Origin of the sequence: Nocardia sp. NPDC057272, assembly GCF_042668615.1 — a bacterium.
GTDB lineage: Bacteria > Actinomycetota > Actinomycetes > Mycobacteriales > Mycobacteriaceae > Nocardia.
Genome location: NZ_JBHUYK010000004.1, coordinates 160,752 through 179,695, shown reverse-complemented (window position 1 = coordinate 179,695; position 18,944 = coordinate 160,752). Strand labels below are relative to the sequence as shown.

Below are 18,944 nucleotides of genomic sequence, written 5' to 3'. Positions count from 1 at the left end.
CGAACACGGAAATTGCTTACGGAGGCTGGCAGTGGTGACGGTTTCGCGCTCGGAGACCAGCGATCTCGACGCTCGGCGAGCACGCCGTATCGCCGAGGCGCACGCCGCCGACCGACAGTTCCGCGATACCGTGCCGAACGCGGCAGTCACCGCGGCGATCCGGAAGCCGGGGCTGTCGCTGGGGCGGGTCGTGGCCACGATCATGGAGGGCTATGCGGATCGGCCCGCCGTAGGAGAACGCGCGCGAGAGACGAGCACCGACCCGGCGACCGGCCGCACGACACTTCGCCTGCTGCCTGCCTTCGAGACCATCAGCTATGGCGAACTGTGGTCGCGGGCAGGCGCTGTGGCGACCGAATGGGAGCACCATCCCGGGGCGCCGTTACGTGCGGGCGAGTTCGTCGCCGTCGTCGGTTTCACCAGTACCGACTACGCCACGATCGAGCTCGCCTGTGTCCGGCTCGGCGCGGTATCGGTGCCGTTACCGGCCGGCGCCGCTGCTGGCCGGCTGACGCCGATCATCGCCGAGACCGGGCCACGCGTGCTGGCCACCAGCCTCGAACAGCTGACCACTGCCGTCGAGTGCGCACTGGCGAGCACGTCGGTGCGCCGCCTCGTGGTCTTCGACTATCAGGCGGCCGTCGATGAGCACCGCGAGCAGATCGAGGCAGCATGCCGACGCCTGGCCGACAGCCCGATCGCGCTCGACACACTGGCCGATGTGCACGCGCGCGGAGCGACGCTGCCGCCGACACCACTGTTCGAGGTCGATCCGGCGAGCGACCGACTGGCCATGCTCATCTACACATCGGGCAGCACCGGGGCACCCAAGGGCGCCATGTACACCGACCGCATGGTCATCCCGGCGTGGCGCGGATTCTGGCCGGGGACAGATGAACTGCCGATTATCGGCGTGCACTGCCTGCCCATGAGCCACGTGTCGGGACGTGCCGCGTTCTCCGGCACCCTCGCGGCAGGCGGCATCGGATACTTCACGGCGAAGAGCGACCTGTCCACGCTGTTCGAGGACATCGCGCTGGCCCGGCCGACGACACTGCGGCTGGTTCCGCGAGTCTGCGACATGCTGTTCCAGCGGTACCACAGCGAACTGGACCGATACGCGAGCGGCGACCGGCTCGCGGCCGCGGCGCGGGTGCGCGAGGAACTGCGGGAACGGTTCCTCGGCGGCCGCGTGGTGTGGGCCGGCACCGGGTCGGCGCCGATGTCGCCGGCGATGGCCGCCTTCGTCGAATCCTGCCTCGACCTTCCGTTACAGGACGGCTTCGGCTCGACCGAAGCGGGTCGAATCATGGTCAACGGGAAGGTGTGCCGACCGCCGGTGCGTGACTACAAGCTGGTCGACGCGCCCGAACTGGGCTATTCGCGTACCGACTCGCCATATCCGCGCGGGGAGTTGCTGGTCAAGACCGATGCCATCATTCCCGGGTACTACAAGCGTCCCGAGGCCACCGCGGAGATCTTCGACCGCGACGGCTACTACAAGACCGGCGACATCATGGCCGAGATCGGACCAGACGAGCTGGTCTACCTCGATCGCCGCACGAACGTGCTCAAGCTGTCCAACGGCGAGTTCGTGGCCATCGCCCGGTTGGAGGCGCTGTTCGTCACCAGCCCGCTGGTCGGGCAGATCTTCGTGTACGGCAACAGCGAGCGCGCCTATCCGCTCGCGGTCGTGGTGCCGACCTCGGCGGCGCTCGACCGCGTCGGCGCGGCTTTTGCGGACCTGAAACCGCTGATCGGCGAGTCGTTGCGGGAAGTGGCGAAGAACGCGGACCTGCCGCGCTACGAGATCCCGCGCGACTTCCTGATCGAGACCGAGCCGTTCAGCACGGCGAACGGCCTGCTCTCCGACGTCCGTAAACCGTTGCGCCCCAGGATGAAAGACCACTACGGCGAGCGCCTGGAGCGGATGTACACCGAGCTGGCGGAACGGGAGATCGATGAGCTGAGCGCACTGCGTCGCGCCGGCCGGAACCAGCCGGTGGCCGACGCCGTCCTGCGGGCCGCTCAGGCGTTGCTGGGTGGTGAGAGCGGCGAATTGCTCGGCGAGGAGCGTTTCACCGACCTGGGCGGCGACTCCCTGTCGGCGCTGTCCTTGGCCGGCCTGCTCGGGGAGATCTTCGATATCGAGGTGCCGGTGAGTGTCGTCCTCAACCCCGCGAACAACCTTCGACAACTGGCGCGACACATCGAGACGGTTTTGGCCGGCGGGCCGCGACAGCCGACGTTCGCGGCAGTGCACGGCACCGGCAGCACCCGAGTCCGGGCCAGTGACCTCACGTTGGACAAGTTCATCGACACCGCAACCCTCGACGCGGCACGGGCCCTACCGCCGCCGAGCGGCGCGACGAACACCGTGCTACTCACCGGCGCGAACGGCTACCTGGGCCGGTTCTTGTGCTTGGAATGGCTGACACGCACGAGCGGCACAGTGATCTGCCTGGTCCGTGGCGAAACGGCCGCCACCGCCCGCCGACGGCTCGATGCGGCGTTCGACAGGGGCGACCCTGAGCTGGTCCGCCGCTTCAACGATCTGGCCTCAGGCCGTCTCGAGGTCCTCGCGGGCGACGTCAGCGCGCCCGGCCTCGGCCTGGACGAGCCGACCTGGCACCGGCTGGCCGACATCGTCGACTTGATCGTCCACCCGGCCGCACTGGTCAACCACGTTCTGCCGTATCCGGAGCTGTTCGGCCCCAATGTCATCGGCACCGTCGAGCTGATCCGGATGGCACTCACCGCGCGGATCAAACGAGTCAGCCACGTGTCGACCATGGGGGTGGTCGCCGCGCGCACACTGTCCGCCGACGAGGACGCCGATATCCGGCTCACCAGCCCGGTTCGCGAACTCGACGGGACCTACGCCAACGGCTACTCGACGAGCAAATGGGCGAGCGAGGTTCTCCTGCGGGCGGCACACGAACAGTGCGGGCTGCCGGTCTCGGTGTTCCGGTCGGACATGATCCTCGCGCACAGCAGATACTCGGGGCAGCTGAACGTGCCCGACGTCTTCACCCGCCTGCTGCTCAGCCTGATCTCCACCGGCATCGCGCCGCGATCGTTCTATCCGACCGAAGGTGCAGGGCGCGCCCACCACGGTGGCCTTCCCGTCGACTTCACCGCCGCGGCCATCGCCGCACTCAGTGAACACTCCATGGCGGGCTATCGCACCTACAACGTCCTCGATCCGCGCAGCGTCTCACTCGACGTGGTCGTCGACTGGCTCATCGATGCAGGCCATCCCATCGCGCGCATCGACGACTACGACGAGTGGTTCACCCGCTTCGAAACCGCCATTCGCGCCATGCCGGAGAGCCGGCGACGACACTCACTGCAGCCTCTGCTCCAGGCGTTCGGCAACACCCGCGAAACCCTCGACCGCCCCGAATTCCCCACCGACCGCTTCCATGCCGCCGTTCAGTCCGCCGAACTCGACATTCCCCACATGTCAGCCGCGCTCATCCGCAAGTACAGCACCGATTTCAGTCAACTGGATCTGATCTGAGCTGTCGCCGATCGTGCCATCGCGGCACGATGCCAGCGTTCTCGATCGTCGCACCTGCGGACTCGCGGTTACGGCCGAGGTCGCCGCCGAACAGGCCGGTCTCGATGCGAACTGGTGATCACCGCTCGTAATCGACCAGCGGTGCACAGCTCTGCCGTAGACATGCACCGTTGACCCCGGCAGTTTCGGGGCGTTGACTTGAAGTCACACAGCGGCCGTCGTCGGCTGTCACGACCCATGATTTCGGATGTGTTGCCCGGTCGTCGGCGACTGAAGGCTCGAGGAAGAAGTGTCATGAGTATCAGCAAGAAGATCGCTCATTCCGCCGAGGCCACCAAGGGCAGAATGAAGAAGGTATTCGGTCGGGTCAGCCGTAACCGGACCCTCGAGATCGAAGGCCGCGCCGGTCAAGCCAAAGGAAACCTGAAACAGTCCGGCGCCAAGGTCAAAGACGCCTTCAAGCGCTAGCTCCCGGGTGCGACCAACCGTCGCGGACCATCCCAACCGGTTCCACCACCAGCGGAGCGACCGCCATGTCTGAAATACCGCGTTCTCGGCGTCATACGACAATTCGGCACACCGGGATGTAGGCGTCCGATGTCATCAGTTCGCCTTCCGTCTCGACTACACGCCGGTTCCATTGCCGGCCGGACGAGAAACAGCTCGGTCCGGTACATCTTGCCGCTGCCGGACTCGGTCGGCCGTACTCGGCACATTTGTGCGGGACTCGCGTGGACCCTGGTGTTCGCCTATCTGCTCGCCGAGCGCGTTACCGCTACCGCATCGAAAACGGCCTATAGTTTCCGCCACGACACCATCAGCGATCTCGGCGTCACCACCTGCACCCCGAACGCGTGTTCACCCCTGCATCTGGTCATGAACGCGACGTTCGTCGCGCTCGGATCGCTGACCGTCGTCGGAGCGATCGGACTGCTCGACTACATCCCCCACGGGCCTCGCCAATGGTCGATCGTGGTCCTCGCCGTCGTTATCGGTGCGAGCACCGCGGCAACCGGGGTGTTTCCCTCCGATGACGGCATTGTCGTGCACGCACTGGCGGTGATGCCGGCCTTCGTATCCCGCCACATCGTGCTGATCTTGCTGACCATCTGGCTGTGGAGAAACTGGCGTATGGCCGCGATCTGGTCGGGGCTCTGCGCGACAGCCGGGTTGACCGGGACGGTGTTGCTGATGATCGGACTTCAGGTCGGCGTGACCGAACGGCTCGTGTTCTACCCACTCCCGGCGTGGATGGCTGTTACCGGGACTGCCATCGTGCTCACGACCGCTCGCACCGCGATGCCGTGGCGACGCACCTTGCGGTGGATCGGTCGTCCTCGATATGAGACTGTTGGCGAAGGCCGATAAAGGCGGCCCCGGGTCGGCCGGTCCGGATCACTCGGATGCGTGACCCGACTTCGTGTCCGGATCGACCTCGTCCGCACGCTCCCATTCCTTGTCCAGGTCGGCTCGCGAATCCGCGGCATCACCGCGATGCACATGTGCCTGCTGGGCAAGCTGCTCGGCCTGCGCGGACTTGGCCTCGGCTTCGGCCTTCGCGGCGCGGCTGCGGGCGGCGATCTCGTCGGCCCGCGCCTCTCGCTGACCGACCTCGAACTCCTGTTCCGTCGCGCGGGCGCGGATGTCCTCGGCCTCGACCCGCTGGCGTGCACGCTGTTTACGCATAACATCAAGGCGCCGGCCACGAGCGCGACAACGACAACGACCGCGACGACGATGATCACAATCACACTGGTGGTACTCATCGTTCTACTCCTCGCACCCCCCTTGATTCTAACGCCACCAGTCCTGAATTCGAGCCGGTGAAGGTCCGTCTCGCGGGCCGATGATCAGAGATTCAGACGTCGATGTGGGAGCCCATGATGACGGTGCGGTCGCGGGGCAGGCCGAAGTAGTCGGCGGCGTCGGCGGTGATGTGGGAGGTGGCGATGAACAGTCGTTTGCGCCACGTCGCCATGGTCGGCTGGTCACCGCGGCGGAGTTCGATCTTGGAGACGAAGTAGGAGGCGCGGTCGAGGTCGAGCCTTCCCTCGGTCGCCGTGGCATCGAGATGCCGCAACGCCGCGGGGATATCGGGACGTTCGGCGTAGCCGTAGCGGGCGGTGACGTGGATGATGCCGTCGTCGCCGTGGCCGAGATGGTCGACGGTGAGCCGTTCCGCGAACGGCACACGGGGCACCGGGTCGGTGGCGATGCTCACGATCGCGACGTGCTGGTGCCGGACGTGGTTGTTCTCGACATTGGCGCGCATGGCCAGCGGAGTCGTTTTCTTGCCCCGATTGAGGAAGATCGCCGTGCCGGGGACCTCGAAGGTTTTCGGTCGCCCTTCGCCGAGTTCGTCGACGAATTCCTGCAGTGGGCCTTCACGCTGTTCGCGCGCCGCGGTGACGATGTCGCGACCGCGTTCCCAGGTGGTCATGACCGTGAACGCGATGACGCCGATCAGCAACGGTAGCCACGCACCGTGCACGATTTTGGTGAGGTTGGCCCCGAGGAACAGCAGATCGATACCGAGCAGCGGCACCGCACCGAGCGCGAGCAGCCAGAACGGGGTACGCCACCGGGCGCGGGCCACGTAGAAGAACAGCAGCGTGGTGATGGTGATGGTGCCCGTGACCGCCATCCCGAACGCGTAGGCGAGGGCGTGGGAGCTGCGGAACGCGAAGACCAAGGTCAGCACCGAGACCATGAGCAGCCAGTTGATCCACGGGACATAGATCTGACCGATAGTGGATTCGGAGGTGTGCACGATCCGTAGTCGCGGCAGGTAGCCGAGCTGAGCGGCTTGGGAGGCGACGGAGAACGCGCCGGTGATCACGGCCTGAGCGGCGATCACCGTCGCGGCGGTGGCCAGCAGCACCATCGGGAGCCGACCCCAGCCGGGGACGAGCAGGAAGAACGGGCTGGTGATATTGGCCGGGTCGGACAGGATCAGCGCGCCCTGGCCCATGTAGCTGAGCATGCAGGCCGGGAACACCAGAAGCAGCCAGCCTCGGGCGATCGGACGTCGCCCGAAGTGACCCATGTCGGCGTAGAGGGCTTCGGCGCCGGTCACCGCGAGGACCACGGCGGCAAGCGCGAAGAACGCGATGTGGAAGTGGCCGAACAGGAATCCCAGCGCGTAGGTCGGTGAGATCGCCTTCAGGATTTCCGGGTTGTCGCTGATGCCCGCGATCCCGGCCACCCCGATCGCGGTGAACCACGCGATCATCACCGGCCCGAATACGCGCCCGACGACCGCGGTTCCCTTGCGCTGCACCAGGAACAGGACCACGATGATCACCGCGGTGATCGGGATGATGAACTCCTCTAGCGACGGCTCGACGATCTTCAATCCCTCGACAGCCGAGAGAACCGAGATCGCCGGGGTGATCATCGAGTCGCCGAAGAACAACGAAGCACCGAAGATCCCCAGTGCCGCAAGGAAAGCCGCCGTCCGTTTGCCGCCCGGCGCGCTCCAGCGCCGCAGCAGCGTGATGAGCGCCATGATGCCGCCCTCGCCGTCGTTGTCGGCGCGCATCGCGAGCGTCACATAGGTGATCGTCACGATCACCGTGACCGACCAGAAGATCAGCGAGACGATCCCGAACACGTTGTCCTGGCTCACCGGCACCGGATGCGGGTCGGCCGGATCGAACACCGTTTGCAGGGTGTAGATCGGGCTGGTGCCGATATCGCCGAACACCACACCCAGGGCCGCGACGATCGCGGCAAGTCGCACGACCTCGCGACCTGTCCCCTGTCCGACCGGGGCCGAGGCGGCGTGTGTGGGTGTTTCGGTCACAGGTTGTCCTTCCGTGGCGAGCACCTGATGGGCGGTGCTGCCGTGACGATATCGCCCGTGACCGTGGTCGGATTGTGCGGACTTTGATCGAGGAATCGGTTGACCTTGACGTAGCGGCAATGTTTATGGTCGCTTGACATGACCATTTCAATGATTGACAGTGCCTCGGGCATGGCCAGAGTCCTGACAGCGGAGGAGAAGGATCGCGCCGACCTCATCCGTGAGATCTGGGCTCCGATGGCGGGGATGTACCACTTCATCCCCGGCGGCGTGGACATGGCCACCGTGCACCAGCAGAACTTCGGCTTCCGTCCGGACTCCGGCGCGATCGAGCAGGTCCGCGAAGGACTGGAGACCCTTGTCGCGGCCGATGCGTGGACCCGCGTCGAGAAGGCTCTCGAGGACGGCGCCACGACGTTGGCGTCTGCCGATCCAGGCGTGACGATCCCGGACCTGAATGTGCTGCTCGTACTGGGTGATCCGACCAGCACGCACTTCGTCGACGAGGTGCAGGGGATCTCGGGGTTCGGCGGTATCAGCGGATACATCGCGATCACTGTCTGGCCGTCCTCTTGTGTCCTCGAGCGCCTGGAGGCGATCGCGGTGCACGAACTGCACCATAACGTGCGCTACTCGCCCGGCGGTGTCGTGTGGAACCCACAGACGGTGACGGTCGGCGAGCACGTGGTTGCCGAAGGACTCGCCGACGTCTTCGCGTCCGAGCTGTACGGCGACGTCGGCTACACCCACTTCGTGCGCGACGAAACCCGCTCCGACGACGAGGTTCTGGCCAAGGTGGCCGGCGGGCTGGGCGTCACCGGTATGGCGGACTTCGCCGCCTGGGTCCTCGGCGACTCCAGTGCACAACTGTTCGGTACCGAGCCTGTCGGCCTGCCGACCGGTGCCGGCTATGCGGCCGGCGTCCGGCTCGTCCGCGCTTACCTCGACGCCACGGGCACCACGGCTGCCCAAAGCATCCACACTCCGGCCGCCGACATCCTGCGCATCGCGCTGCCACGGCTGGGCCTGACGGCGGACGCGGCACACTGAGCAGAACGTCGAACGGCAGGAGCCCGGCAATGGAATGGACGGTGCACGAGCTCGCAGACCGCGCAGGCATCAGCGGCCGCACACTGCGTCACTATCACCGCATCGGGCTGCTCGAACCCGATCGCGTCGGGTCCAACGGCTACCGCTACTACGGTCCCGACGCGGTCGCGCGCCTGCAACGCATCCTCCTGCTCCGCGACACGGGGATGGCACTGGCCGACATCGCCGCTGTCCTCGACGCACCTGGGACACCGGCCGCCGAGATCGAAGCGCTCCTAGCGCACCTGACGCAACTCACTGAGGACCGCCAGGCCCTGGACCGGCGCATCAGCGCGGTCGAGCACACCCTGCAGATGCGTCGACAGGGTCGCGAACCTCGCATGGACGTCATGCTCGAAGGCTTCAACGATCGCTACGAAACCGAGGTCGTGCGACGGTGGGGGCGCGAAGCCTTCGACGCATCGAACCGATGGTGGCACGCCAAATCCATTGAACAGCAACGTGACTGGCAAACCGGCGCGCAGGCCCTGCTCGACAGCTGGGCAGAGATCCACGAAGCGGGCCACATGCCCGGCTCAACCGTTGCCCAACAGCATGCCGCTGTCCATCTGGCGTGGTTCGCCGACATCCCCGGGACGCCCACCCACGCCGGCGATGCCGAACTATCCGCCGCGATGGTGCGAGGCATGGCCGATCTCTACGAGACCGACCCCGACTTCCATCAGACCTTCGGCAGCCCAGAGGCCGCGGAGTTCGCCGCGAACGCCCTGCGTATCCATGTGCAGCACCCGGCTTGACAGTGCGATCGGCCGCCCGGGCGGGTGGGCGCTGCGTGGCGTGGTGATGGGCCGACTGTCGACATCAGGCACGCTCCTATCGAAGATGGCTGCCATCTACGAAGAATTCATAGCTGAAAGCTATATAAAAGCGGCTCTGTGGCGCGCCTGTCGCAGGTGCGGGGCGCTTCGGTGTATGCATCCAGAAATGGGATATTTGGGATGAAATACCAGCTCATCGTGCCTGCGGATACCTGAGATCTCCTGCGCTGAACCCTGTGTGTACGGTCTACCCCATTCAGCAGCAGGGTGTCACACATCACAGGGAGGTTTAGTTTTGAGGAGGCGTGTATGCAAATGGTCGGCGGTTCTGTCAGGAGCGGTCGTCGCGGTGAGTGCCGGGCTGGTATCGGCGCCGGTGGCATCGTCGGTGCCGACCGCTGAGGTAGCCGTCGGCGACTTCTACAGCACGCCGATGCCGCTGCCCGACGTGGCGGCGGGGGCGATCATCCGGACGGAGCCCGCGCATCTGGCCCTGTCTGCGCCGGGGCAGCCGGAAATGATCCCCGCATCGGCGACTCGAATCATGTATCGCAGCAGCGACACCCATGACGAGCCGGCCGCGGTGGTCGGGACGTACATGGAGCCCGCAGCGCCATGGACCGGGCCGGGCGAGCGACCCCTGGTCGCTTTCGCGGGTGGTTCGAAAGGGCAGGGCGACCAGTGCGCTCCGTCGAAATTGCTCGCGAAGCTCGTCGACGTCGAGCCGCCGATGGACGTGATGGTCGAGTTCGACGTGCTGGCGTTGTATGCGCTGCTGGCCCGCGGAATGGCGGTCGTGATGACCGATTACCAAGGCCTCGGCACGCCCGCCGTGCACGATTTCCTCAACCGGAAGTCGCAGGGATATGCCGTGCTCGACGCCGCGCGGGCGGCGTTGGCGCTGCCGGGCAACGGCCTCGGCGCCGGTGCTCCGGTCATGCTGTACGGGTATTCCCAGGGTGGTTCGGCCACGGGTGCTGCCGCGGAACTGCAGCCGTCGTACGCTCCCGAGCTGAACGTGCGCGGCGCGTATGTAGGGGCCCCGGTGGTCGACGTCATGGCCTTCGTCGCGCACAGCGACGGCAAGGCGCATCTGGCACCCGCCTACGCCTGGCTGTTGAACGGTATCGCCGCCGATTACCCCGATGCCCGGGTGGAACTGGACGCCGAACTCAACGACACCGGCAAGGCGATCCTGGCGGAAGCCCAGGGCAAATGCGCTGTGCTCAGCGGGATCGCGCAGAAGTTCCCGAGCACCACGCAGTGGACAACCAGTGGTGAACCACTGCGCGCGGTCATCGAGCGGTTGCCGGTGGTGTCGCAAGCGGTCGCCGAGCAGCAGCTCGGGAACCAGACTCCGGCTGTGCCGATGCTCGTAGCGTCGAGCCGCAACGACGACGTACCGCCGTTCGGCACCGTCCGATCAACCGTGGCGCAGTGGTGCGCCGGTGGTGCGGCCGTCGAACTCGACGCCGACCTCCAAATGCCTGCGATCGCGGGCACCGCGCCTGACCACGTGGTGTCGTTCTTCCCGGCGTTGGACGCGTCGCAGCGGTGGATGACCGACAGGCTCGCGGGTCAGCCCGCACCGACGAACTGCGCGAGGCTGCCTTGACCCCAACGTTTCGATGAGGATGTCGATGCGGGTGCCGCGGCCGCGGCACCTGCTCGATCGCTACTTGGTGCCGACGGCGGATCCGAAGCGATATCTCTGGGCATTCGGACTGGTGGCGCCGGTTTGCGCGTTGCTGCCCTCACAGCTGGTGATGCGTACCGGACTGGCGGTCTTTTGGTGGATCGAGCCGATTATCGTGCTGTTCGTGATTCCGGTGCTGGATCGCCTTGTCGGTGAAGACGGCCACAATCCCAGCGACGAGGATTACGAAGAACTCGGTGCCAACCGCTATTACCGGTGGTGTACCTACCTGTTCCTCCCGGTGCAGGTCGCTGCCCTGGTGATCGCGTGCTACCTGTGGGTCGATCCGCAACTTCGATTCGTCGACAAGCTGGGGTTGGCCGTGACTGTCGGCTTCTTGGCGGGGATCGGGATCAACGCCGCGCACGAACTCGGTCACCGGGTCGAGCGGCTCGAGCGGTGGCTGGCGAAGGCGGCGCTGGCGCAATCCGGGTACGGGCATTTCTACGTCGAGCACAATCGAGGCCATCATGCTCGGGTCGCCACGCCGCAGGACCCGGCCAGCGCGCGATTCGGCGAGTCGTTGTGGAAATTCTTGCCCCGCAGCGTGATCGGGGGATTTCGGTCAGCGCTCGAACTGGAGCGGGACCGGCTGCGACGCCAGCAACGCTCGTGGTGGTGCCCGCGCAACAACATTCTGCAGTCGTGGGCGATGACGGTGGTGTTGTTCGGCGGGCTCGTCGCGACGTTCGGGCCCGGTGTCCTGCCCTATCTCGCCGTTCAGGCGGTGATCGGCGTCTGGCTGCTCGAGACGGTGAACTATGTCGAGCACTACGGCCTGCTGCGACGTCGATTGCCCAACGGTCGCTGGGCGCGCTGCTCGCCGGCCGACAGCTGGAACTCCGACCGCCTCGTCACCAACATCTTCCTGTTTCACCTGCAGCGGCACAGCGATCATCACACCAATCCCGGGCGCCGGTATCAGACCCTGCGCACCGCGTCCGAGGCACCGCAGCTGCCCGCAGGCTATGCCACCATGATCGTCGTTGCGTCGGTGCCGGTGCTGTGGCGGCGCACTATGGATCATCGAGTCCTGGCGCATTACGACGGCGACCTCACCCGCGTCAACACGATGCCCCGCCGAATTCGGCGTGCAGGTCGCAGGTCGAAGCGATTGCGAGGGGAATCATGACTTCGGCACACTCGACTCGACACCCACCTGGAAGTCGTCGACGATCTCACCGTTCGGCGGGCTACAGCTGCACGCTCTTACCGCTGGGCTGCCGGAATCAGGCTGGGAGCGGTTTTGAACGAGATCGCCTCCATGATCGGCTTGCGTTTGGTGTTCTGAAACGCCGCGACGCGCCACTGCCCGGATGGCTCGCGGACCAGCGTGTAGGTCTGCACCTTGGTCAGCTTCTTGGGGCGGTCGCCTTTGTAGGATTCGCCGCGCCCGGTGACCACGGCCGTGTCCGGCCCGAGGAATCGGACGTCGAGGATTTCGTCGGCCAATTGGGTGCCCTTGAGGTACTTGGCGAACAGCGTGCGGTGGCTTTCGATGATGTCGCTGCGCCCGCGGTAGTAGGTGCCGACAAAGGTGATGTATGTGGCGTCCTCGGTGAATGCTGCCCCGTAGGCATCGGCATCGTGACGACGCCAGGCATCGACGAGTCCGGCGATCACCTCGGTAACCGCCTGCTGATCAGCTTGGGTGTTGGTAGCCACGATTTCCTCCGTGTGGATAGTATGTAAGATACCTGCATGTAGTCAGTATCTGCATGCGTGCAACTATCAGAGTAGGAGACATCGAGCACCATGGCAACTACCGCGCAGCAGAATTCCGAAGAGGAGGTCTTTCGCGCCTACCTCGATGCCGTCGGGTTGCACGGCATGGCCGGCGCGGCAGCGGCAGGACTGCAAGCTTCGGAGTGGTACGCGCTCAGTCAGCTCGCATTGGCCGGCACATTGACCTCGGGACAGTTGTCAGAGCGGACGGGCCTGACCACCGGCGCGACCACCCGCCTCATCGACCGGCTGGAACGGGCCGGATACGCCCGTCGAATAGGCGACCCGTCCGACCGCCGCAAGGTAGTCGTTGAACCGGTGACCGAGGCCCTCGCGGGAATCGGCGAGCTGGTAGCGCCGGCCCGCCGCAGAATCGCCCAGGTCCTCGACCGCTACACACCGGAACAGCGTGCGCTGCTCTTCGATTACTTCGCCCATGCCGCACCCGCCTTCCGCGCGGCAACCGAAGAGATCCGGGCAGGTCGGCCATGAGGAGCCGGGTATCCAGCTCGTCACGCAGGTAGGCAGGCGGATACTCGTGAACCGACCCCAACGGTGGGACACGAGGCTCTTCCGTGTCCACACTGACGACGACCAGCGTTCCGGGAAATGTTCTGGCGCAATCGAACTGTGTAGCCGCGGTGAGCTTGTGGGGCACCGCATTCGGTGGCGCGGTGGTGAACCTCCAGGTCGGGAAGGGGTCGTGGCTGTTTGCCCTCTGTAAAGGCGGGTAGGCGTATCTCATGAAATCAGTCGTTGGTCGCGATGTGCAGTGCAGGTCATGATCGGTGAGATCGACAGGGTCGTCGTGGTGGTTCCGGCCCGGAACGAGGAACGGCTACTTCCTCGATGTCTTACGGCTCTGGAACGTGCCGTGAGCCGGATAGACATTCCGGTTCGTGTCCAGCTCGTGCTCGACGCCTGCACCGATGGCTCGGCACGGATTGCGTCGGCGGCCGAGGTGCTGACAGTAAGCGAGCGCAATGTCGGCGCCGCGCGGCGGCGAGGATTCGAGCACGCGGGTGCGGGGTGTGACGGCCGAACCTGGTTTGCGACCACCGATGCCGACTCCGAAGTCGAAGACTCCTGGTTGTCTTCCCAGCTCGAGTACGCGCGGCGAGGTTTCGAGTTGGTGGCGGGCGTAGTGGCGGTGCGGCAGTGGGGCGCGCACTCCGCGCAGGCCCGACGGATCTACGAGCGCGAATACCGCAACCACGGGCCGGACGGTCACGGCCATCTCCACGGCGCTGCGCTCGGCTTCCGGGCCGACGCGTACTGGGGAATCGGCGGCTTCCGCGCGCTTCGCACCGGCGAGGACGTGGACCTGGCCGGGCGCCTGCTCGCCGCAGGGGCCAGGATCGCCTGGGCAGAAGACGTGCGCGTCACCACCTCTGCACGGCGGAGGGGCCGCGCGCCGCACGGATTCGCCGAGCATCTGCGCAGGCTCGGCCGTGACGAGCCGCAGGAGGTCTCGTGACGTCGGTGGACAGCCGCACCGTCGGTCCACCCGCAGCAACCGAGCTGCGGACCTCAGCTGCCATGAAGTCACTGGTGAGCTCGGCGAGGCTGGATCTCCCGTTGCCGGGCTCGGGACGCACACTCGCACGGTGGCGCGCCCTGGCCGAAATAGCGTACGAGGACACAGTTCTCGGCCGCCTGGTGGAGGCACACACAGACGCCGTAGCGATCATGGCCGAGCTCGGTGGTGGTGATCCGGTGCACCGTTCTACCGTCGCCGGCGCCGCTGGTCCGCGATCTGAGACTGAATGTCTCGCGGCAGCGCCCGGCGAGATCTGGGGAGTGTGGGCCGCGGAACCGCCTTCTCCTGTGTTGCGAGCACGCAGGGTCTCCGATGGCTGGGTGCTGGACGGCCGCAAACTGTGGTGCTCAGGTGCGAGCATGTGTACGCACGCACTGGTCACGGCGGTCGCGGATGAGCAGACAGCACTGTTCGCGGTGCAGCTCGACCGTGCTGTCGCCCAGCCGGTGCCCGGGACTTGGCATGCGGTCGGTATGGGCGAATCCGACTCCGGTGCTGTCGATTTCGACAACGCCGCAGCGAGAATGGTCGGTGCCCCCGGTGAGTATCTGAGCCGCCCCGGATTTTGGCACGGTGCCATCGGCGTGGCCGCTTGCTGGTACGGCAGCGCGTGCGCGGTCGCCGCAGCGCTGCATCGCTACGCGGCCGCCGGGCGCGCCGACGACCATGCGCTCGCCCACCTGGGCGCGGTGACCGCAGCGCTGTCCACTGCCCGCGCCAGCCTTTCCACCGCCGCCCACGCGATCGACGACGATCCGCGAGACACCGCCGGGTACGGGCGAATCCGTGCCCGCACCGTCCGTGCGGTTGTCGAAACCGCGGCTACCGAGACTTTGGACCGTGTCGGGCGCGCACTCGGCGCCGGACCGCTGTGCGGCGACAGACCCCATGCCCGCAGGGTCGCGGACCTGACCGTGTACCTGCGCCAGAGCCATGCCGAACGCGATCTGGCCGACCTCGGCCGCGACCAGGCGGAAAAGGAGTTCACGTGGTTGCTCAGCCGCTGATCGATACCGAGGCTCCCGGCGCATGCGAGGGTGTCTGGGCGCAGTGGCGGGCGAGTCGACCCGAACTTCGGATCCAGGATTGGCGCCATCTCGTGGTCGTCGCGCCGCATCCCGATGACGAGGTGCTCGGAGCGGGCGGGCTCATCGCGCTGTTGCGGTCCGCCGATATCCCGGTCACGCTGATCGCGGTCACCGACGGTGAAGCATCGCATCCGGGCTCACCCACCTACGCTCCTGCTGAGCTGGCCGCGCTGCGTATCGAGGAATCGCAGAACGCGGCCTACGAACTCGCTACCGGAGCGCCGATGCGGCTCGGCATGCCTGACGGCGGCATCGCTGGGCAGGAGACCGAGCTCGCCGATCTGCTCGGCTATGTCTTGTCCCGCCTCGGTGGACCAGGAGTGCGATGCGCGGCAACCTGGCGCCACGACGGTCACCCCGACCACGAAGCCGTCGGCCGCGCCGCCGCCACGGCCTGTGGGAACACCGCGACCGAGCTGCTCGAGTACCCGGTATGGATGTGGCATTGGGGCGCTCCGCAGCATCCGCGAGTGGCTTCGGAGAGTGCTTACGCACTGCCACTGCCGCCGTCGGCGGTTGCGGCCAAGGCGCGGGCGATGGCCCAGCATCGCACCCAGATCCGCCCGCTGTCGGATCATCGGGCCGACCGTCCTGTCCTGCCCGCGCATATCCTCCAGCGGTTCACCGCACCGGACGAGGTCTTCTTCCAGTGAACGAAACACCCATGCCACCAGGCTATTTCGATCGGATGTATGCCCACGACGTCGACCCGTGGCGCTTCACCACCCGCTGGTACGAGCGGCGCAAACGCGCGTTGACGATGGCGATGTTGCCCAGGGCGCGTTATCGAAGAGGGTTCGAGCCCGGCTGTTCCATCGGTGTGCTCACCGAAGAGCTCGCCGGACGTTGCGATCATGTGGTGAGTACCGATATCGCTGAGCGCGCGCTCGACGCTGCGCGGTCGCGACTGTCGCGCCCCAACCGCACGCCGGTGGAGTTCAGGCTGTGGGGTCTGGGACAGCCCTGGGAGACAGAGGAATTCGATCTGATCGTCTTCAGTGAAGTCTGCTACTACCTCGACACCGCGAGCCTGCGCGACGTCTTCGAGCAAGCCGTGGCTCACCTCGAGCCGGGGGGCACCCTGCTGTGCGCGCACTGGCGCCACGTCGTGGCGGATTACCCGCTGACCGGCGACGAGGTTCACGCGATCGCCCGACAAACCGCAGGCCTGTCAGCCTCGGCTCATTACGACGACGAGGACGTGCTCATCGACGTGTTCGCGGCGTCGACCGGGATCCCACCCTCGGTGGCCGAGGTCGAGGGCCTCGTCTGATCCAGCCGAAATACCGATGCCGGTCGCGCGAATCGCGGACGCGATCTCATGCGTCGACTGGGGTGGCCGGTGTCATGTCGTAGGCGGTCTGGACGGTTTCGGCGCGGTCGGTCATGTCGGCGCTCTACCCGAACGTGCGACGAGCAAACGGTGCGGCCGACTCAGTGGCCGCGTTGATCGGTGAGCTTCAGCCCTTCCTTCGCTTTCACACGACGATGTTCGAGCAGGAGCCAGGCGACACCGGCACCTGCCAGCACGACCGCCGCGATGCCGGCGATCACCGCCCAGCCGCCGAATCCGTAGCCGGTGGCGGTCAGAAACAGGCCCAGCGCGATGATTCCCATGGCGCACAGGACGATTCCGGGAAAGTTGTATCCGTCCTCGAGGCCTTCGCCCGCGTGACTGCGCGTCGTTCGCGAGTGATCGGGAAATTCACCGCTGGCCTGGTCGGGTTGACGCTGCACGGCACCACGCTGTCGATCCGAATATGCCATTGGATAGCTCCCTTCGAGTGGGTATTGCTGGGCTATACCCACTGCGTCGTGCCTCAATCGGCCCGACCTCGAGGCCGAAGTTCCTGGGCCTTGCTCTTCACACCTTGGACCAGCAGATGCCATGCGCCCGGATCGCCCGCGAGTACGGCGCGACCCATGTCCTTGATCTGCTCGGTGGTGGCGTGGGGTGGAATGGGCGGCACCTCGGGATCGCAGCGGATGTCGAGCAGTATCGGGCGGTCCACGGCCAGCGCGCGATCCCAGGCGGGCCCGATGTCGTCGGAGTTGTCGACGGTGATCGCCTCGATGCCCGTGCACCGAGCGATATCGGCGTAGGAGACATCCGGAAGTGTCTGCGACTCTTCGAATTTCGGTGCGCCACCCATGCCGCGCAACTCCCAGGTGACCTGATTGAGGTCATTGTTGTGGAAGACGCAGACGATCAGTCGCCGATCGGCCCACAGGTGCTGGTAGCGGTGGATCGTGATCAGCTCGTTGAGGCCGTTCATCTGCATCGCGCCGTCGCCGACCAGTGCGATCACCGGGCGGTCGGGGTGCGCGAACTTCGCGCCGATGGCATAGGGCACCGCGGCGCCCATGCTGGCCAGCGTGCCCGACAACGAGCCGCGCATGGTGGCGCGCATGCGTAGGCAGCGGGCGTACCAGTTGGTGGACGAGCCCGAATCCGCGGTGATGACCGCGTTGTCCGGAACGCGCTGCGACAGTTCCCACACCACCCGCATCGGGTTGGCCGGGTCCGCGCCGAGCATGCTTTGGCGTTCCAGTGTCTGCCACCAGTGCCGCACGTTCTGTTCGACAGTTTCGCGCCAGGATCGGTCATCTCGGTGTTCGAGCAGCGGGATCAGTGCACGCAGTGTGGTTTTCGCGTCGCCGACCAGGTTCACCTCGGTGGGGTAGCGCATGCCGATCGACGCGCCGTCCCGGTCGATCTGCACGGCCCGGGCTTGGTCCAGTTCGGGGAGGAACTGGCTGTAGGGGAAGTTCGAGCCGACAATCAGCAGGGTGTCGCAGTCGCGCATCAGCTCATAGCTCGCGCGGGTGCCTAGCAGGCCGATCGAGCCGGTGACGAAGGGTAGGTCATCGGAGAGCACGTCTTTGCCCAGCAGTGCCTTGGCGATGCCCGCCCCGGTCAATTCTGCGACCTCGAGCACCTCCTCGGCCGCACCGCGCGCGCCTTGGCCGATGAGCACAGCGACCTTGGTTCCGGCGTTGATCACCTCCGCCGCCCGCTCGATCTCCGCGCGCGCCGCGACCGAGGTGCTCCATGAAATGCTCGGCGGGCTCGACGGCACCTCTTTGAAGGCATGCGTCGGTGGCTCGTAGGGCTCCTCCTGCAGATCGGCCGGAATGATCAGCGCGGTCGGCGCGCGGCACGTCAGGGCGGTGCGGATCGCCCGATCGAGCGCGTTGGGCAGCTGGTTGGCGACATTGACCTCGACAAGGTAGTCCGAAGCCACGTCCTTGAACAGCGACTGCAGGTCTACCTCCTGCTGGTAGCTGCCGCCCATCGCGCTGCGTGCGGTCTGACCGACGATGGCGACCACCGGCACATGATCGAGCTTGGCGTCGTAGAGGCCGTTGAGCAGGTGAATCGCGCCCGGTCCCGAGGTGGCCATGCACACGCCGACGTTGCCGCTGAACTTCGCGTATCCGGTGGCCTGGAAGGCCGACATCTCTTCGTGCCTGCTCTGCACGAACCGCGGCGAGTTCTCGGCTCGCCCGAATGCGGCCACGAGGCCGTTGATGCCGTCACCGGGGTAGGCGAAGACCTGCCCGACACCCCATTCCCGCAGCCGCGCGAGGACGTAATCCGCTACCTGCATCGACATGGTTCTCCCTTCCGGGCCGAGCTGGTCGGTGGGCCGGGTGTCGGTCCTTCTTCTGCGCCGGGATAATCATTTCTGTGGTCGT

At 66.2% G+C, this 18,944-nt stretch carries 17 protein-coding genes; 12 read left to right on the top strand and 5 right to left on the bottom strand.

Translation table 11 applies throughout. The features are described 5' to 3' along the window. The first annotated feature begins 34 nt into the window (after nt 1-34). From car to ACFULV_RS08070, 3 genes are all read left to right on the top strand, one after another. Nucleotides 35-3,523, top strand: a complete 3,489-nt coding sequence (car, locus tag ACFULV_RS08080) for a carboxylic acid reductase (protein WP_378654436.1) — start codon at nt 35-37, stop codon at nt 3,521-3,523. Nucleotides 3,524-3,817: 294 nt separating this feature from the next. Continuing rightward, nucleotides 3,818-3,991, top strand: a complete 174-nt coding sequence (locus ACFULV_RS08075) for a CsbD family protein (protein WP_378627806.1) — start codon at nt 3,818-3,820, stop codon at nt 3,989-3,991. Between the two features lie 273 nt (nt 3,992-4,264). Further along, nucleotides 4,265-4,891, top strand: coding sequence for a DUF998 domain-containing protein (locus tag ACFULV_RS08070; RefSeq protein ID WP_378654433.1), 627 nt, complete (start codon nt 4,265-4,267; stop codon nt 4,889-4,891). Between the two features lie 27 nt (nt 4,892-4,918). Here the strand turns inward: ACFULV_RS08070 and ACFULV_RS08065 are convergent, their stop codons facing one another. Beyond that, nucleotides 4,919-5,209, bottom strand: coding sequence for a hypothetical protein (locus ACFULV_RS08065; protein ID WP_378654431.1), 291 nt, complete (start codon nt 5,207-5,209; stop codon nt 4,919-4,921). Nucleotides 5,210-5,381: 172 nt separating this feature from the next. Next, on the bottom strand, nt 5,382-7,265 hold the full coding sequence (locus ACFULV_RS08060) for a potassium transporter Kup (RefSeq protein WP_378628350.1): 1,884 nt from the start codon (nt 7,263-7,265) through the stop codon (nt 5,382-5,384). Between the two features lie 201 nt (nt 7,266-7,466). On the opposite strand from ACFULV_RS08060, the gene ACFULV_RS08055 reads away from it, so the two are divergent. The 4 genes from ACFULV_RS08055 to ACFULV_RS08040 all read left to right on the top strand — a co-directional run bounded on the left by ACFULV_RS08055 (nt 7,467) and on the right by ACFULV_RS08040 (nt 12,024). Further along, complete coding sequence (locus tag ACFULV_RS08055; protein ID WP_378654428.1) at nt 7,467-8,378, top strand: DUF2268 domain-containing protein; 912 nt, start codon at nt 7,467-7,469, stop codon at nt 8,376-8,378. Nucleotides 8,379-8,407: 29 nt separating this feature from the next. After that, on the top strand, nt 8,408-9,175 hold the full coding sequence (locus ACFULV_RS08050; protein WP_378654425.1) for a MerR family transcriptional regulator: 768 nt from the start codon (nt 8,408-8,410) through the stop codon (nt 9,173-9,175). A gap of 370 nt (nt 9,176-9,545) precedes the next feature. Continuing rightward, on the top strand, nt 9,546-10,811 hold the full coding sequence (locus ACFULV_RS08045; protein WP_378654423.1) for a lipase family protein: 1,266 nt from the start codon (nt 9,546-9,548) through the stop codon (nt 10,809-10,811). A gap of 25 nt (nt 10,812-10,836) precedes the next feature. Further along, the gene (locus tag ACFULV_RS08040) at nt 10,837-12,024 is read left to right on the top strand and encodes an alkane 1-monooxygenase (protein ID WP_378654421.1); all 1,188 of its coding nucleotides are present in this window, start codon (nt 10,837-10,839) and stop codon (nt 12,022-12,024) included. 77 nt (nt 12,025-12,101) lie between these two features. Here ACFULV_RS08040 and ACFULV_RS08035 read toward each other — a convergent pair whose 3' ends face one another. After that, a complete protein-coding gene (locus ACFULV_RS08035) occupies nt 12,102-12,557 on the bottom strand; it encodes an SgcJ/EcaC family oxidoreductase (RefSeq protein ID WP_378627817.1) in 456 nt (151 codons plus the stop codon). Nucleotides 12,558-12,647: 90 nt separating this feature from the next. Here ACFULV_RS08035 and ACFULV_RS08030 point away from each other — a divergent pair, with 90 nt between their 5' ends. The 5 genes from ACFULV_RS08030 (at nt 12,648) to ACFULV_RS08010 (ending at nt 16,518) form a co-directional block, all read left to right on the top strand. After that, nucleotides 12,648-13,109 carry a MarR family winged helix-turn-helix transcriptional regulator gene (locus tag ACFULV_RS08030; protein WP_378627819.1) on the top strand — a complete coding sequence of 154 codons (462 nt, stop codon included), beginning with the start codon at nt 12,648-12,650 and terminating at the stop codon, nt 13,107-13,109. A gap of 289 nt (nt 13,110-13,398) precedes the next feature. Continuing rightward, entirely contained in the window at nt 13,399-14,094 is a 696-nt protein-coding gene (locus tag ACFULV_RS08025) for a glycosyltransferase (protein ID WP_378654418.1), read from the top strand. 62 nt (nt 14,095-14,156) lie between these two features. Then, complete coding sequence (locus ACFULV_RS08020; protein WP_378654901.1) at nt 14,157-15,164, top strand: acyl-CoA dehydrogenase; 1,008 nt, start codon at nt 14,157-14,159, stop codon at nt 15,162-15,164. After that, nucleotides 15,146-15,898 (top strand): PIG-L deacetylase family protein, encoded by a 753-nt coding sequence (locus ACFULV_RS08015; RefSeq protein WP_378654415.1) that lies wholly within the window; start codon nt 15,146-15,148, stop codon nt 15,896-15,898. The genes ACFULV_RS08020 and ACFULV_RS08015 overlap by 19 nt, the downstream gene beginning before the upstream one ends. Before the next feature lie 11 nt (nt 15,899-15,909). Next, complete coding sequence (locus tag ACFULV_RS08010) at nt 15,910-16,518, top strand: class I SAM-dependent DNA methyltransferase (RefSeq protein WP_378654412.1); 609 nt, start codon at nt 15,910-15,912, stop codon at nt 16,516-16,518. 161 nt (nt 16,519-16,679) lie between these two features. On the opposite strand, the gene ACFULV_RS08005 is transcribed toward ACFULV_RS08010, so the two are convergent. Together ACFULV_RS08005 and ACFULV_RS08000 are read right to left on the bottom strand one after the other, a co-directional pair. Beyond that, a complete protein-coding gene (locus tag ACFULV_RS08005; RefSeq protein WP_378627828.1) occupies nt 16,680-17,012 on the bottom strand; it encodes a hypothetical protein in 333 nt (110 codons plus the stop codon). A gap of 53 nt (nt 17,013-17,065) precedes the next feature. Next, nucleotides 17,066-18,862: a thiamine pyrophosphate-requiring protein gene (locus tag ACFULV_RS08000; protein WP_378654410.1), complete on the bottom strand. Its 1,797-nt coding sequence runs from the start codon at nt 18,860-18,862 to the stop codon at nt 17,066-17,068. Nucleotides 18,863-18,944 lie beyond the last annotated feature (82 nt).

What these genes read in the sequence shown, in the direction of transcription:
- ACFULV_RS08075 (WP_378627806.1), top strand. Translation starts at nt 3,818, where the DNA reads ATGAGTATCAGCAAGAAGATCGCTCATTCCGCCGAGGCCACCAAGGGC.
- ACFULV_RS08065 (WP_378654431.1), bottom strand. Translation starts at nt 5,209, where the DNA reads ATGCGTAAACAGCGTGCACGCCAGCGGGTCGAGGCCGAGGACATCCGC.
- ACFULV_RS08055 (WP_378654428.1), top strand. Translation starts at nt 7,467, where the DNA reads ATGACCATTTCAATGATTGACAGTGCCTCGGGCATGGCCAGAGTCCTG.
- ACFULV_RS08050 (WP_378654425.1), top strand. Translation starts at nt 8,408, where the DNA reads ATGGAATGGACGGTGCACGAGCTCGCAGACCGCGCAGGCATCAGCGGC.
- ACFULV_RS08040 (WP_378654421.1), top strand. Translation starts at nt 10,837, where the DNA reads ATGCGGGTGCCGCGGCCGCGGCACCTGCTCGATCGCTACTTGGTGCCG.
- ACFULV_RS08030 (WP_378627819.1), top strand. Translation starts at nt 12,648, where the DNA reads ATGGCAACTACCGCGCAGCAGAATTCCGAAGAGGAGGTCTTTCGCGCC.
- ACFULV_RS08025 (WP_378654418.1), top strand. Translation starts at nt 13,399, where the DNA reads ATGATCGGTGAGATCGACAGGGTCGTCGTGGTGGTTCCGGCCCGGAAC.
- ACFULV_RS08020 (WP_378654901.1), top strand. Translation starts at nt 14,157, where the DNA reads ATGAAGTCACTGGTGAGCTCGGCGAGGCTGGATCTCCCGTTGCCGGGC.
- ACFULV_RS08010 (WP_378654412.1), top strand. Translation starts at nt 15,910, where the DNA reads ATGCCACCAGGCTATTTCGATCGGATGTATGCCCACGACGTCGACCCG.
- ACFULV_RS08005 (WP_378627828.1), bottom strand. Translation starts at nt 17,012, where the DNA reads ATGGCATATTCGGATCGACAGCGTGGTGCCGTGCAGCGTCAACCCGAC.
- ACFULV_RS08000 (WP_378654410.1), bottom strand. Translation starts at nt 18,862, where the DNA reads ATGTCGATGCAGGTAGCGGATTACGTCCTCGCGCGGCTGCGGGAATGG.